13 protein-coding genes and 2 tRNA genes are annotated in these 14151 nt (G+C 68.0%); 5 read left to right on the top strand and 10 right to left on the bottom strand.

The annotated features are described in order from the left end of the window. Positions 1-44 precede the first annotated feature (44 nt). The 4 genes from ureE (at position 45) to AC07VS_RS14480 (ending at position 2734) form a co-directional block, all read left to right on the top strand. Entirely contained in the window at positions 45-764 is a 720-nt protein-coding gene (gene ureE / locus AC07VS_RS14495) for an urease accessory protein UreE (protein ID WP_494751307.1), read from the top strand. Continuing rightward, positions 748-1458 carry an urease accessory protein UreF gene (locus AC07VS_RS14490; RefSeq protein ID WP_492349900.1) on the top strand — a complete coding sequence of 237 codons (711 nt, stop codon included), beginning with the start codon at positions 748-750 and terminating at the stop codon, positions 1456-1458. The genes ureE and AC07VS_RS14490 overlap by 17 nt, the downstream gene beginning before the upstream one ends. Positions 1459-1499: 41 nt before the next feature. Next, positions 1500-2147 carry an urease accessory protein UreG gene (gene ureG / locus AC07VS_RS14485; protein WP_019574817.1) on the top strand — a complete coding sequence of 216 codons (648 nt, stop codon included), beginning with the start codon at positions 1500-1502 and terminating at the stop codon, positions 2145-2147. 164 nt (positions 2148-2311) lie between these two features. Beyond that, on the top strand, positions 2312-2734 hold the full coding sequence (locus AC07VS_RS14480) for a superinfection immunity protein (protein ID WP_494656998.1): 423 nt from the start codon (positions 2312-2314) through the stop codon (positions 2732-2734). Positions 2735-2738: 4 nt separating this feature from the next. On the opposite strand, the gene AC07VS_RS14475 is transcribed toward AC07VS_RS14480, so the two are convergent. Next, positions 2739-3836, bottom strand: a complete 1098-nt coding sequence (locus tag AC07VS_RS14475) for an ATP-binding protein (protein ID WP_494751306.1) — start codon at positions 3834-3836, stop codon at positions 2739-2741. A 24-nt stretch (positions 3837-3860) separates the two neighbouring features. Further along, complete coding sequence (locus AC07VS_RS14470; protein WP_492349846.1) at positions 3861-4586, bottom strand: response regulator; 726 nt, start codon at positions 4584-4586, stop codon at positions 3861-3863. A gap of 264 nt (positions 4587-4850) precedes the next feature. Here AC07VS_RS14470 and AC07VS_RS14465 point away from each other — a divergent pair. Beyond that, positions 4851-4938 (top strand) — tRNA-Ser (locus AC07VS_RS14465). Between the two features lie 114 nt (positions 4939-5052). On the opposite strand, the gene AC07VS_RS14460 is transcribed toward AC07VS_RS14465, so the two are convergent. From AC07VS_RS14460 to fdxH, 8 genes are all read right to left on the bottom strand, one after another. Next, on the bottom strand, positions 5053-7245 hold the full coding sequence (locus AC07VS_RS14460) for a xanthine dehydrogenase family protein molybdopterin-binding subunit (RefSeq protein ID WP_494751305.1): 2193 nt from the start codon (positions 7243-7245) through the stop codon (positions 5053-5055). Positions 7246-7255: 10 nt separating this feature from the next. Then, positions 7256-7708, bottom strand: a complete 453-nt coding sequence (locus AC07VS_RS14455) for a (2Fe-2S)-binding protein (protein ID WP_494657001.1) — start codon at positions 7706-7708, stop codon at positions 7256-7258. A 182-nt stretch (positions 7709-7890) separates the two neighbouring features. Beyond that, a tRNA-Sec gene (locus AC07VS_RS14450) sits at positions 7891-7983 on the bottom strand. A 106-nt stretch (positions 7984-8089) separates the two neighbouring features. Continuing rightward, complete coding sequence (selB, locus tag AC07VS_RS14445; protein ID WP_494751304.1) at positions 8090-10042, bottom strand: selenocysteine-specific translation elongation factor; 1953 nt, start codon at positions 10040-10042, stop codon at positions 8090-8092. 7 nt (positions 10043-10049) lie between these two features. Beyond that, positions 10050-11498: an L-seryl-tRNA(Sec) selenium transferase gene (selA, locus tag AC07VS_RS14440; protein ID WP_494751303.1), complete on the bottom strand. Its 1449-nt coding sequence runs from the start codon at positions 11496-11498 to the stop codon at positions 10050-10052. A gap of 22 nt (positions 11499-11520) precedes the next feature. Then, a complete protein-coding gene (fdhE, locus tag AC07VS_RS14435) occupies positions 11521-12483 on the bottom strand; it encodes a formate dehydrogenase accessory protein FdhE (protein WP_492349854.1) in 963 nt (320 codons plus the stop codon). A 93-nt stretch (positions 12484-12576) separates the two neighbouring features. Beyond that, positions 12577-13203 carry a formate dehydrogenase subunit gamma gene (locus AC07VS_RS14430; protein ID WP_492349855.1) on the bottom strand — a complete coding sequence of 209 codons (627 nt, stop codon included), beginning with the start codon at positions 13201-13203 and terminating at the stop codon, positions 12577-12579. After that, complete coding sequence (fdxH, locus tag AC07VS_RS14425; protein ID WP_492349856.1) at positions 13200-14144, bottom strand: formate dehydrogenase subunit beta; 945 nt, start codon at positions 14142-14144, stop codon at positions 13200-13202. Before fdxH ends, AC07VS_RS14430 begins: the two co-directional genes overlap by 4 nt. Between the last annotated feature and the right edge of the window lie 7 nt (positions 14145-14151).

The following is a 14151-nucleotide window of genomic DNA, read 5'->3' as shown; positions in this document are numbered from 1 at the left end:
AAGTTTCGGCCCCCGTTCTCACTTTCCCGTCTGGATTGCCGACCATGCTGCAGATCTCCAAAATCATCCCCGGTGGCCAGGGCCTGGCGCCCGTGCTGCTCAAGCGCGCCCACTCCCTCGAACTGGACTGGGACGTGCGCCAGAAAAGCCGTTTCGATGCCACCGACTCGGGTGGTCGCCACCTCGGCGTTTTCCTGCCGCGCGGCACCACGGTGCGCGGCGGCGACGTGCTGGTGGCTGAGGATGGCTCGCTGGTGCGCGTGATCGCGGCCCCCCAGCCTGTGCTGCGCATCACGCCCTGCAGCAGCCATGGCAGCCCCTTCGACCTGGTGCGGGCCGCCTACCACCTGGGCAACCGCCATGTGCCGATCGAGCTCAAGCCCGACCACCTGAAGATCGAGCCCGACCATGTGCTGGCCGACATGCTGCGCAGCATGCACCTGATCGTGAACCCGGTGGACGAATCGTTCGAACCCGAGTCGGGTGCCTATGGCGACCACGGCGGGCACCACCACGGCCATGGACACGACCATGACCACGGCCATGAGCACCACGGCCACGATCACAAGCACGCGGCCCACGAACCCGGCCCCGATGCCCCGCACGAGCACACCCAGGATTGCGGCCATGACCATGGGCACGACCACCAGCACGGGCATCAGCACGGGCATCAACACACCCACGACCACGATCACGGCCATGAACACGGCCCGGGTTGCAACCACGACCACGACCACGATCACGACCATGGGCACCGTCACTGAAGCCCCTGGTCCGGCCCAGCCAAGCCCGGGCACGGCCGGCCTGCTGTCGCTGATCTGGCTGGCCTCGCCGGCCCTGCCGGTGGGCGGCTTTTCCTATTCCGAAGGGCTGGAGGCTGCGGTCGAATGGGCCGGGGTCGACAACGAAGCCCAGGCGGCCGGCTGGCTGCTGGACCAGTTGCACCTGGGCCTGGCCCGCGGCGATCTGGCCGTGTTGGCGGCCAGCGTGGAGGCCTTGCGTGCCGACCGACTGGACCGCCTGGCCGAACTCAACCAATGGGTGTTGCACACCCGCGAGACCAGCGAGCTGCGCCTGCAAAGCGTGCAGATGGGCCGCTCGCTGATCGACTGGCTGCGCAACCTGCAGCCCGCCCAGGCAGAACGCGTACAGGCCCTGGGCCTGACCTACCCGGTGGCCTTTGCCGCGGCCGCCGCCGCAAGCCCTGCCAGCGCCGCCGACATCTGTGCCGCCTTTGCCTTTGGCTGGTGCGAGAACATGAGCCAGACTGCCATCAAGGCCGTGCCCCTGGGCCAAAGTGCGGGCCAGCGCATCCTGGCCCGGCTGGCGGCCGAGATCCCGGCCGCCGTGGCCGGTGCCATGGCCCTGGACGATGCCGACCGCCAGGCCTTCACGCCGCGGCTGGCCGTGCTCTCGGCACGCCACGAAACCCAGTATTCCCGGCTTTTCAGAAGTTGAGCCCCACCCTGCCCCCGCCCTGCCTTTTACCGAGACCCCACATGAGCACCGCCCTGCACCACATCCCCGGCCGCACCAAGAAACTTCCGCCCCTGCGCGTGGGCATCGGCGGCCCCGTCGGCTCGGGCAAGACCACCTTGCTGGAAATGCTGTGCAAGGCCATGAGCCCACAGTACGACCTGATCGCCATCACCAACGACATCTACACCAAGGAAGACCAGCGCCTGCTGACCGTGAGCGGCGCCCTGCCCGCCGAACGCATCCTGGGGGTGGAAACCGGCGGCTGTCCGCACACGGCCATTCGTGAAGACGCCTCGATCAACCTGGAGGCCATCGACCGCATGCTGGCGCAGTTCCCTGACGCCGACGTGGTGTTTGTCGAGTCGGGCGGAGACAACCTCGCCGCCACGTTCAGCCCCGAGCTGAGCGACCTGACGATCTATGTGATCGACGTGGCTGCGGGCGAAAAAATCCCGCGCAAGGGGGGCCCTGGCATCACCAAAAGCGATCTTTTCGTGATCAACAAGACTGATCTGGCCCCCCATGTGGGTGCCGACCTGGCCGTGATGGAGGCCGACACCCAGCGCATGCGCGGCAAGAAGCCCTATGTGATGACCAACCTGAAAACCCTCAGCGGTCTGACCCAGGTGGTCGAGTTCATCGAGACCAAGGGCATGCTCAAGGCCTGAATCGCCGCTGCAGCGGCAGGCCTGACACGGCCTGCCGGAACGGGTTTGTTCGTCGACAACGCACGGGTGCGCCTGCCGGCATCCGTTTCAAATGCTTGTTTTTGCTCCCTTCTCCTGTTAAGTTCGTAACGAGTCATTAATTACCCGATACGACGTGAGGGGCTATGTACATCCGCTTGTTTGTGCTGATGGTTCTGGTGGCGTTCAGCTATTACGCTGGTGTGTCGCCCAACACCCGCAACCACGGGTTCAACACCGTGGTGGCCTATTCGCTGCTCGTGTTCGGCCCCATGCTTTATCTGTTGCCCAGTTACGAGGCCTTCAGAAGCCGGCAACCCAAGCGCCTGACCATCGCCCTGTTGAACCTGTTTCTCGGCTGGACCGTGCTGGGTTGGGTGGCTGCCCTGGTGATGGCCATCAAGAAACCCGAGGTGACCTTGCCCGACGGCGAGGAAAGCGGGTACTTCGACAGTGAATTGCTGGTGCGAGGCTTCTCACTCCTCAATTGCCCGAAATGCGGCGAAAAGGTGAAAGAAGACGCCATCAAGTGCAGGCACTGCGGCACCAGCCTCACGCCCGCTGTGTGAGCAGTCAGGCCGCGCGGGCCGGGGGCACGCCCTGCCGCGGCAGCCGCACCACAGCCAACAAGCCCCCGCCATCCGGCCGGTTGCGCAGTTGCAGCAGGCCCTGGTGGCGCAGTGCGATGTCTCGCGCAATCGACAAGCCCAGCCCCATGCCGCCACGGTGCCGCTGGGCGGTACTCTCCAGGCGCACAAAGGGCTGCAGCACACGCTCAAGTTCGGCCTCGGGCAGCCCGGGGCCGTGGTCGCGCACCTCGATCCCGACCTCGCGGCCATCGTCCCAAAGAAAAATCTCGGCCTGCACACCGTAGCGGATCGCATTCGTCAGCAGGTTGCCCAGACAGCGCCGCAAGGCCAGCGGCTGCACCAGCAAGGCGCCGGCCCGCCCATGCACCGGCACCCAGTGCCCGCAGGCCTGCTGGTCATCGGCCAGGCTGTCAACCAGGGCCTTGATGTCCAGCCACACCGGTGGCTCGGGAGCGGCCACACCGCGCAAGTGGTCCAGCGTGGTGGTGATCAGCGCATCCATCTCAGCAATGTCGCGCCGGAACAGGCTGCGGTCGGCCGGGTCGAGCAGGCGCTCGGCCCGCAGGCGCAGCCGGGTCAGTGGGGTGCGCAAGTCGTGCGAAACCGAGGCCACCACCCGGTCGCGCTCCTGCAGGCGTTGCTGGAGCGTGCTCTGCAGCTGATTGAAGACCCGGCTGGCTTCACGGAACTCGGCGCTGCCTTCCTCTGGCAAAGGGGGGCGTTCCAGGCCCTGACCCATGGCCCGTGCGGCCAGCACCAGGCGCTCGACCGGTGCGGCACAGCAGCGGGCACCCACCCAGGCCGCCAGCACCGCAGCCAGCAGGCCCAGCGCCCACTCCAGCGCACCCTGCCAGGCCAACGGCGACGAGGCCCGTTGGGCCGCCCCCTCCAGGTCGAACACCCAGGCGTGCAAAGACAGCAGCAAGGGCCCCAACAGCAACTGGCCCACCACCGCCATCCCCACCATCACCCAGGCCAGGCGGCCAAACAGCGAGGCCGGCAGGCAACGCACCAGGCCGCGCGCCAGGCAGGCGCGCCAGCGCGAGGGATGCAGCAGCGGCTGGAGCACCAGGGTGAACATGGCTTTGAACTCGGTTGTACGGGCTCAGGGCTGCCAGCCCATGCGCCCCTGCACGTGGCGCACATTGAACAGGTAGCCTGCCCCACGCACGGTCTTGATGAAACGGGGCTCGCGCGGATCGTCCCCCAGCTTCTGGCGCAGTCGCGACACCAGCAGGTCGATGCTGCGCTCGAACACTTCCATCGACCGGCCACGTGCATCCTCCATCAACTGGTCACGGCTGCAGATGCGCCGCGGCATCGACAAAAAGGTGCAAAGCAGCCTGAATTCGGCATTCGACAAGGGGGTGACCACCCCCTCTGGGGTGATCAGGTGACGCGCCATGCGGTGCAGCTGCCAGCCATCAAAGTGCACCACCTCGGACTCCTCGGGCGGCGGCGCCTGCCCGCTCGTGATGCGACGCAACACCGTCTGGATGCGCGCCACCAGCTCACGTGGCTCAAAGGGCTTGCTCATGTAGTCGTCGGCCCCCATCTCCAGCCCGATCACCCGGTCGTAAGGATCGCCCCGGGCCGTCAGCATGATGATCGGGATGCGCGAACGCGAGCGCAGCTCACGCGCCAGGGCCAGGCCATCGGTGCCGGGCAGCATCACGTCCAGCACCACCAGATCGACCGGCTGCGCTGCCAGCACCCTGCGCATGGTGTCGGCATCACGCGCCGTGTGAGCCGTGAAACCAAAGCGCGACAGGTATTGGGCTAGCAGTTGGGTGATGTCTGCATCATCGTCAACCACGAGGATGTGTTGCATGGGCAATCGAGAGCGAAAGACGCCGAAGTCTACGCACCGCCGCACCCCTTCAAGCCAGTCAAATAGACCCTGAATACCCGCCTGTTCCAGGCTTAGAAACGTGGTTTGTAAGCATCTTCTTACAGTCCTGACATACCCTGAGTACGGGGGGTAGCGACAGTTGAAGGACCTCCACCTACCCGGCCTGCAACCCCTTCACCGAACCCACCTCACCCGCTCCCAAGCCCAAAGACGCCTCCAAGGCCGGCTACAATGCGCGGCGAAGGAAGTGTGGCAGAGTGGTCGATTGCACCGGTCTTGAAAACCGGCGGCCCGAAAGGGTCCGTGAGTTCGAATCTCACCGCTTCCGCCAGTTATCCGCCCAAGTTGTTTCGACAACTTGGGCGTTTTCTTTTGGGGTTCGAGAAATGGGCTTTGGCAGGCAAAGGCCGGCTCGAGCCCTCCCCCCCCACCCGCGTCCCGACCCTCAGGCCAAGCCATACCCCGCATGCGAGAACGGTGTCTGGCGCAGGCGCTCGCCCGTGGCCTTGGCAATGGCGTTGGCCACCGCCGCGGTCATGGGCGCATAGGGCGGCTCGCCCATGCCGCCCCAGACCTCGCCGCCCGTGGGCACGAGAATGGGGGTGATCTGCGGGGTCTGGCGCAGTTGCAGCAGCGGGTAGTCGGGCAGGTTGCTCTGCTGCACCCGGCCGTCGCGCAGGTTGATCTCGCTCATGAACATGGTGGTCAACGCGTAGATCACATTGCCTTCGATCTGGGCCCGGGCCGAGTCGATGTTGGCGACATGGCCGGGGTCGACCGCCACCCACACCTTGTGCACCGTGACCGCTTTTTGTGCCGACACCGACAGCTCGACCACCGCTGCGGCGTAGCTGCCGTAGGCGTCCTGCACGGCCAGGCCCTGCACCCGGCCCTTGGGCAGGGGCTTGCCCCAATGGGCCGCGCTGGCCACAGCCTGCAGCACCTGGCGGTCACGGCTGTTGGCAGGCAGCAGGTCCAGGCGGCCTTGCAGCGGGTCTTTGCCGGCGGCGGCCAGCACTTCGTCGAGAAAGCATTCGCGGGCAAACGGATTCTGGGAGTGGAAGACCGAGCGCCAAAAGCCCACCGGTACGTTGATGTCGCACAGGCCATGGCGCACGTCCAGGGCCGGCACCTGGTAGGGCATGTCGTGAAAGGACTCGCCGGCCTGGAAGTCTTGCCCGTTTTTCAGGGCCTCGGGGCGGATGGCCGCCACGATGGATTGCGAAGCCAGCAGCGCCTGCCAGGCCACCAACTGGCCGCTGGCGTCGATCACCGCTCGCTGGCGGTACAGGGCGGCGGGACGGTAGAAGTCGTGCTGCATGTCCTCCTCACGGCTCCACAGCAGCTTGACCGGCACGCCCGGCAGGGCCTGGGCGATTTGCACCGACTGGCGCACAAAGTCCTGAAAACCGCCGCGCCTGCCAAAGCCACCGCCCAGGTAGGGCCGGTGCACCTTCACCTGCTGCACCGGCAGGCCGGCGGTCTTGGCCGCCACCGCCAGCGTGGCCTCGGCGTTCTGTGTGGGGGCCCAGACCTCCAGCGTGTCGCCCTGCAGCAGGCTGGTGCAGTTCTGCGGCTCCAGGGTGAAGTGGCTCAGGTAGGGCACGAAGTACTCGGCCTCGACCACCTTGCCGGCCCCCACCTCGGTCTGGGTCTTGGCAAAGTCGCCCTCTTGCCGCAGGGGCCGTGCGGCCTGGGTACCGGCCTCCAGCAACTTGCGCACGGCGGCGTCATCGAGTTTGTCCTGGCCCTTGTAGTCCCAGCTCACCTTGAGGGCCTTGACGGCCTGCTGGGCCCGCCACCAGTTGTCGGCCACCACGGCCACGAAGTCGGGGCCGGTGACCACCTTCTTCACGCCACGGCGGCTTTTCACGGCGCCATCGTCCACGCTGGCCGGCGCACCGCCGAACACCGGGCATTGCACGATGGCGGCATACAACATGCCGGGCAGGCGCACATCGATGCCGAACACCGCGCTGCCATTGACCTTGGAGGGGATGTCGAGGCGCGGGATGGGCTTGCCGATCAGGCTCCACTCCGAGGGCGCCTTGAGCTTGACCGACTCGGGCACCGGCTGCTGGGCTGCCTGGGCGGCCAGTGCGCCGTAGCTCAGGCTGCGCTGGCTGGCCGGGTGACTGACGCGGCCCGCCTTGGCCACCACCTCGGCGATCGGCACGCCCCACTGCTGGGCGGCGGCGGCCTTGAGCATCTCGCGGGCCACGGCGCCGGCCTTGCGCATCACGGCCTGCGAATCGCGGGTGCCACGGCTGCCACCGGTGGCAAAAGTCACGTACACCTTGTTGCGGGCAATGTGCTCGCTGACCGAGGCGAACTCCATGCGCACATCGGCCCATTGGCATTCCAGCTCTTCGGCCAGCATCATGGGCAGGCTGGTGCTGGTGCCCTGGCCCATTTCGGCGCGGGCCACCTCGCAGACGACCTGGTTGTCAGGCGTGATGCGAATCCAGGCATTGATATCGACAGCGTCCGAGGGGGCCGAGCCGGCTTTCTGGGCCATGGCCGGCAGGTGAAAGCCCAGGGTGAAGCCGGTGGCAGCCGCGGCACCGGCCTTCAGGAAGCTGCGGCGCGAGGTGGGCCGTGCGCCCGTGGGGATGAGGGGAAGGATGGGGGTGTTCATGCGGGCCTCCTCAAGCGCGGGCCTTGCCCAGTTGGGCGGCCTCGTGGATGGCCGCCTTGATGCGGGGGTAGGTGCCGCAGCGGCACAGGTTGGTGATGGCGGCGTCGATGTCGGCATCGGTGGGGTGCGGCTTGCGCGCCAGCAAGGCCGTGGCGGCCATCAGCATGCCCGACTGGCAGTAGCCGCACTGCGGCACCTGCTTGGCAATCCAGGCCTTTTGCAGCGCCGAGGTGCCGCGCAGGCCCTCGATGGTGGTGATCTTGCGGCCCACGGCCGCGCTGGACGGCAGGCTGCACGAGCGCACCGGCTCGCCATCGAGCAGCACGGTGCAGGCACCGCACATGGCCACGCCACAGCCAAACTTGGTGCCGGTGAGGCCGGCCTCATCGCGGATGGCCCATAACAAGGGCATGTCGGTCTCGATGTCGAGTGACACGGTTTTGCCATTCAAGTTGAGCTGCATGGAACGCCTTTCTGTGGGGGGTGTGGGCGCGGCAGGCACGGCGCGCGAGCAGCCGGGCAGACCTGCGCTGGGCATTGTGATCAGGCCATGATTTGCGTGTGGGAGCGAGAGGGGATTCCCCCTGCGGCCCACTCTGGTTCAGCGCCCGATGGGCAGAACGGAACAGCGGGTGGGCTTGGGGGCGGAAAGCAGCAGGAGTCGAACCTACCCAGGAGCGGCTGACGCCCCTGACCGGGTTTGAAGCCCGGGCACACCACCGGGTGTGTATGCCTTCCAGTGCCGCAGGCCGCCGGGTGGGCGACCTGGGTCAGAAATGAAGCCCCTGCAGCGGCGCGGGGCCGGTGCAGGGTGGCAGGATTCTACCGGTGCCCTGCCCTGCTTTCAGGCCACCGGGGCTAAGGTTGTGGGCAGGGGGCTACCCTGCCAATGCGCGTCGGGGCGCAGCAGGTGGGCGTCGCGCACGCGGCGGGTGTAGCCCACGCGGTCGAAGAACTCCAGGATCTGGATGGCGCGTTTGCGCCCCAGGCCGGTGGCATCGCGAAAGCCGGCGGCTTCGACCAGGCCCTGAGGCTGCTCGGCGGCCAGGCGGGCCACCAGGGCGGCCAGCTCGTCCATCGCGCTGGCGCCATAGAACAGGTCTTTCACCACCTGGAACACCAGCCCCTGACGGGCCTGTTTGCGCAGCAGCTGGCGCACGCCCTCTTCGGTGCCGTGGTGGTCGCGGGCCAGGTCACGCACCCAGGGCGGGTCGTAGCGGCCGGCCTGCAGGCTGCCCTGCACCTGTTGCCACAAGGTGTGCTCGGCAGCGCTCAGTTGCACCCGGTGGCCGGGCCGATGCAGCCAGGCCCCCGTCTGCTCGATCTGGTGCTCGCCGAGCAAGGTGTCGACGAGGCCCCGCCACAGGGCATCGTGCTGGGACTGCGCCAAGCCCGGCAGGGCCATGCGGCGCAGGCGCGCGGCGTTCAGGCCCGGCTCGTCGGGGTTCTTGTCGTGAAACTGGGCCAGCCGGGCCAGCAGTTGCTCGCGCAGCGGCTGCCAACGCCCGGGGTGGATCAGCAAGGCGTCATCCGCCCCCAGGGGGATGGCGAGGGCGATGTCCTGCAATTCATCGGGCGCCAGCGCCCGGCCCATCAGGCGCTGCAGTTGCGAGCGCGCCAGGCCCAGCGGGGCGCTGGCGATCAGGGGGCGGGCATCGCCCGTGGTGACCAGGGCTTCGAGGGCGTCCAGGGTGGCCACGCGCTCGGGGCTGCGGCGCTTGCGCTCGGGGGCCTCGGGGTCGAGCACGCAGCCGCCCGCGATGGTGCGGCTGGCCTGGGCATTGCGCAGGATCAGGCGGTCACCGGGCAGCGCAAACACCGGCGCATCGAGCACCAGCTGGGCGCGCACCTCGGTGCCGGGCTCGATGCGCTCGCCCTGCAGCAGGGCCACATGGGCCGTGAGGTGGGCGGTGCCCAGGTGCAGGTGCACGGGGGCCCACTGGGCCAGGGCCGGGGCGTCGGGCAGCAGGCGCAGGCGCACGTCGATGCGCTGGCTGGCCTGCAGGGCGCGGGCATCGGCGATCCAGTCGCCGCGGTGGATCTCGGCCTTGTCGATGCCCACCAGGTTGAGGGCGCAGCGCTGGCCTGCATGGCCTTCGGGGCGGCTCTGGTTCTGGGCATGCAGGCTGCGCACGCGCACGCTGAGGCCACTGGCCGAGTGCTGGAGGGTGTCGCCCACCTGCACCTGGCCGCCGAACACGGTGCCGGTGACCACGGTGCCCTGGCCGGCCAGGGTGAAGACCCGGTCCACCGCCAGCCGGAACAGGCCATCGCGCGCTCGATCGGGCGCCGCCTGGGCCAGCGTGTGCAGATGCTGGCGCAAGGCGGCCACGCCAGGGTCGTCGGGCTGCTGGGCCGCCGTTTCAAACACCGGGGCCCCGGCCAGCCAGGTGGGCGCCAGCAGTGCGGCAATGTCGGCCCGCACCTGGGCACGGCGCTCGGGGCTGGCGCGGTCGGCCTTGCTGAGGGCCACGGTGGCCTGGCGCACCCCCAGCAGCAGCACGATGTCGAGGTGCTCGCGGGTCTGCGGCATCAGGCCATCGTCGGCGGCCACCACCAGCAGGGCGTGGTCGATGCCCACCGCACCGGCGGCCATGGTGTGCACAAAGCGCTCGTGCCCGGGCACATCGATGATGCCCAGCACCTCACCATTGGGCAGCGGGGTGTAGGCATAGCCGAGTTCGATCGAGATGCCGCGCTCTTTTTCTTCCTTGAGCCGGTCGGTGTCCACGCCGGTGAGGGCGCGCACCAGGGTGGTCTTGCCGTGGTCGATGTGGCCTGCGGTACCGATGATCATGGGCGGCTCAGTGATTCAATGCGGCGCCGAGCTGCGGCAACTGCGCCTCGAAGGCGGCCTGGTCGGCGGCCTCCAGGCAGCGCAGATCCCACCACAGGGCGTCGTCTTGTGTGCGGCCGATCACGGGCCGGGGCAACTGGCGCAGCGCGGCTTCCAGTTGCTGCAACTGGCGACCGGCCTGGCGCGCCTGCACAGGGCTCAGGCGCAGGCCCTGGCTGGGCAGCAGATCCACCGGCAAGGCGCCGCTGCCGATCTGGCTGCTCATGGCGGCCACCTCCACGACCCAACCCGGGCCCACGGCGGCCTGCACCAGGGGCAGCAAAGCCTGCGCCTGGGCCTGCATGTCGGCCACCGGGCGCGTGAACAGCCGCAAAGTGGTGAGGCGCTGGGCCAGCAGATCAGGCGACAGGTACAGGCGCAGCACCGGTTCCAGGGCCGCCAGGGTGAGCTTGCCCACCCGCAGGGCGCGCTTGAGCGGGCTCTTCTTGATCTGGGCGATCAGGTCTTTTCGGCCCACGATCAGGCCGGCCTGCGGGCCGCCCAGCAATTTGTCGCCGCTGAAGGTGACCAGGTCGGCGCCGGCGGCGATGGTTTCGCGCACCGTCACCTCATGGGGCAGGCCCCAGGGGCGCAGGTCGACCAGGGTGCCGCTGCCCAGGTCCACCACCAGGGGGCGCTGGCGGGCATGGGCAATGGCAGCCACCTCGGTTTCGGGCACGCTCTTGGTGAAGCCGGTCACCTCGTAGTTGCTGCAATGCACCTTCATCAGCAGCGCGGTCTGCTCGCCCACGGCGTTCTCGTAGTCGCGGGCATGGGTGCGGTTGGTGGTGCCCACCTCGACCAGGCGGGCCCCAGCGCGGGCCATGATGTCGGGGATGCGGAAGGCGCCACCGATCTCGACCAGCTCGCCGCGCGAGACGATCACCTCGCGGCCGGCGGCCAGCGCGCTCAGGGTCAGCAGCACGGCGGCCGCGTTGTTGTTGACCACCGTGGCGGCCTCGGCCCCGGTCAGCTCGCACAGCAGGTCTTCGACCAGGTCGTCGCGGTCACCCCGGCCGCCGGTGGCCAGGTCGTACTCGAGGTTGGCCGGGGCCGTCAGGGCCTGCACCACAGACTCGACGGCCTCTTGCGGCAGCAGGGCCCGGCCCAGGTTGGTGTGCAGCACCGTGCCCGTGAGGTTGAACACCGAGCGCAAGCGGGGCGCAAAGCGCCGGGCCAGGTGCTGCTGCACCGACTGGCGCAATGTGGCCTCATCGGGCAGGGGCGCGTCGCCCGCCTGCTCGCGCCAGGCCTGGCGCGCCCGGGCCAGCACCTGCCGCACCGCCTCGGTGAGCGCCTCTTTGCCATAGGGGGCCAGCAGCGGCTGCAGCTCGGGGTGCTGCAGCAACCGATCCACCGAAGGCAGGCTGGCCAGGGCGGGGACGGGAGAAGAACGAGAGGCCTCGGGCTGGGTCATGGCGGACTGGGTGCAAAAAAGCTCAGGACAGATCAGGAGGCAAGGCGGCGTCGTCGCCCTGCTGCGGCTCGGCCACGGCCACGAACAGCAAGGGATTGGGGCTGGCCCGCTGAAAGCGGGTCTCACCCATCAGCAGGTCCAGGGTCAGGCTGGCCAGATCGTCGGCCAAGGGCTCGGCCAGAGGGTCTTTCTCCTGGTTGACCAGTTTGCGGTAGGTGCCGCATTCGCTGCAGGTCTCGGCTGTGACCACGCCTTTGTCATTTTCGATGCCCTGGTACGCCACGCCCTGGGTGGATTCGCAGTGCGAGCACTTCACGCGCACCATGTGCCATTCGGTGGCGCAGGTGCCGCAGTGCAGGTAGCGGTGCCCCGCCGCCTGGCCCCCGATGCGCAGCACGCTGGCCACCGGGGCGCTGGCGCACACGGGGCAGACGCTGGCGGTGTCGGTGTAGGGCACGTCGGCCTCGGTGAGCTGGCTGGCCAGCCGGGTGAAGCTGACCTGCAGGGCCGCCATGATGAAGGGCGAGAGGCCCACGTCGCGGGCCGAGCCCTCGCCTTGCAGCAACTTGCGGGCAATGTCGTCGCGTTCGGCATGGCTGAGCTCGCGCAGGGCGCCGAGCAAGGGTTGCAGGGCTTCTGGCAGACCGTCTTCGCGGGCCAGTGTGTCGATCAGGCTGTCGAGCACATCGTGCCAGGCCGGATCCAGGTGATCGAGTGCGGGCATCAAGGGCATGCCGTGCTGCTGGGCTCGGGTCTTGATGTCTTCGGCCACGATGGGCACCGGCACCTGAGCCACGGCCAGGTGCTGGGCATCCATGATCTTGGCCACGAACAGCAGGTAATCGGCAATCGGGTTGCCATCGGCCAACTGGCGCAGGCGGGCCGCGCGTTCGGCAAACAGCGAGCCCGCTGCGGGCGGCAGCACCCGGGGGAAGCGGGTGTGGTCCAGGGCTTCAATGTCACCGGGTTGAAGAATGCGTTGCATGGAAAAGTGTCCCAAAAAAGCAGCCGCCGGCGCGCCAACAGCAGGCGCCCGGCGGCAGTGAGCCCGATCAGAGGCGTTGAACAGGCAGGAAGATCAGCTGTTGTCGCCCGTCATCTTGCGGTACCAGCCACGGTGGTGCTGCTTGGCCCAGGCCCGTGTCACGGTGCCATAAAGCATGGCCCGGATGGTACCGCGGGTCCAGATGGCGGCGTAGATGTGCATCAGGATCAGGCCGATCATCCACACCCCGGCCGCCGCGTGCAGCAGCGAGCTGATGCGCACCACATCGGCGGGCAGCTTCCACCAGGCGCGCCACATCGGCAGGCCCGACAGAAACAACACCACCATGCCGCCCACCAGGCCCCAGAACAGCAGCTTCTGGCCGCCGTTGTACTTGCCTTGTTCGGGCATGTCGTGGTCGTTGCCGTCCACCATCTTGTTGACGTTCTTCAGCCACTCGACATCGCGCGGCTCGACCACGTTCAGGCGCCAGAAGCGCAAGCCCATGATCACAAAGAACGCCATCATCACCACCCCGATGTAGGGGTGCAGGATGCGCGTCCAGGGCCCGCCGCCGAAGAGCTGGGTCAAGGGGAAGAACGCCGGGTGGAAGAACGCCAGGCCCGACAGGGCCAGCAGGATGAAGCAGATGCCCACCACCCAGTGGTTGGCACGCTCGGACGCGTTGTAGCGCTGCAGGTCACGAGGGTTGCGTCTCATGGTGCGGTCTCCTGGTTGGCCTGGGCTTGCGCCTGGGCGGCTTGGTCCTTGGCTTCCATTTCATCTTCCAGTTCCTTGGACACCTCGTTCGGGCCCTTGGTGATGTAGTGAAACAGGCTGCCCACCGCGGCGGCGCCCAGGGCGGCCATGGCCAGCGGCTTGGCCACGCCCTTCCACAAGCCCACGAAGGGGCTGATCTTGGGCGAGTCGGGCAGGCCGTGGTAGAGCGAAGGCTTGTCGGCGTGGTGCAGCACATACATCACGTGGGTGCCCCCCACCCCGGCCGGGTCGTACAGACCGGCCTGGTCGAAACCACGCTCTTTCAGGTCAAGGATGCGTTCCTCGGCCTGATCCTTCATGGCCTCCTTGGTGCCGAACATGATGGCGCCGGTGGGACAGGTCTTGACGCAGGCCGGCTCCATGCCCACCGCCACGCGGTCCGAGCACAGGGTGCACTTGTAGGCCTTGTTGTCCTTCTTGGAGATGCGCGGCACATCGAACGGGCAGCCCGTCACGCAGTAGCCGCAGCCGATGCAGTTTTCCTCCTGGAAGTCGACGATGCCGTTGGCGTACTGGACGATGGCACCGGGCGAAGGGCAGGCCTTGAGGCAGCCCGGGTCTTCGCAGTGCATGCAGCCGTCCTTGCGGATCAGCCACTCCAGGTTGCCGCTGGCCTCGTTCTCGTACTCGGAGAAACGCATCACGGTCCAGGATTGGGCGCTCAGGTCGGTCGGGTTGTCGTACACCCCGGCCGCCGCCGTGCCCACCTCGTCGCGCAGGTCGTTCCATTCCATGCAGGCGGTCTGGCAGGCCTTGCAGCCGATGCACTTGGAGACATCGATCAGCTTGGCCACCTCGCCCGCGTGCGCCGAACGCGCGCTGGGCGAAGGCGTGGTGGTGGCGGAGCGGCGCTTGATATCGAGAGATTGCAGAGATGACATCAGGGGC

It is taken from the genome of Curvibacter sp. GW821-FHT01G03 (assembly GCF_059422285.1).
This window is presented reverse-complemented; position numbering and strand designations above follow the sequence as displayed.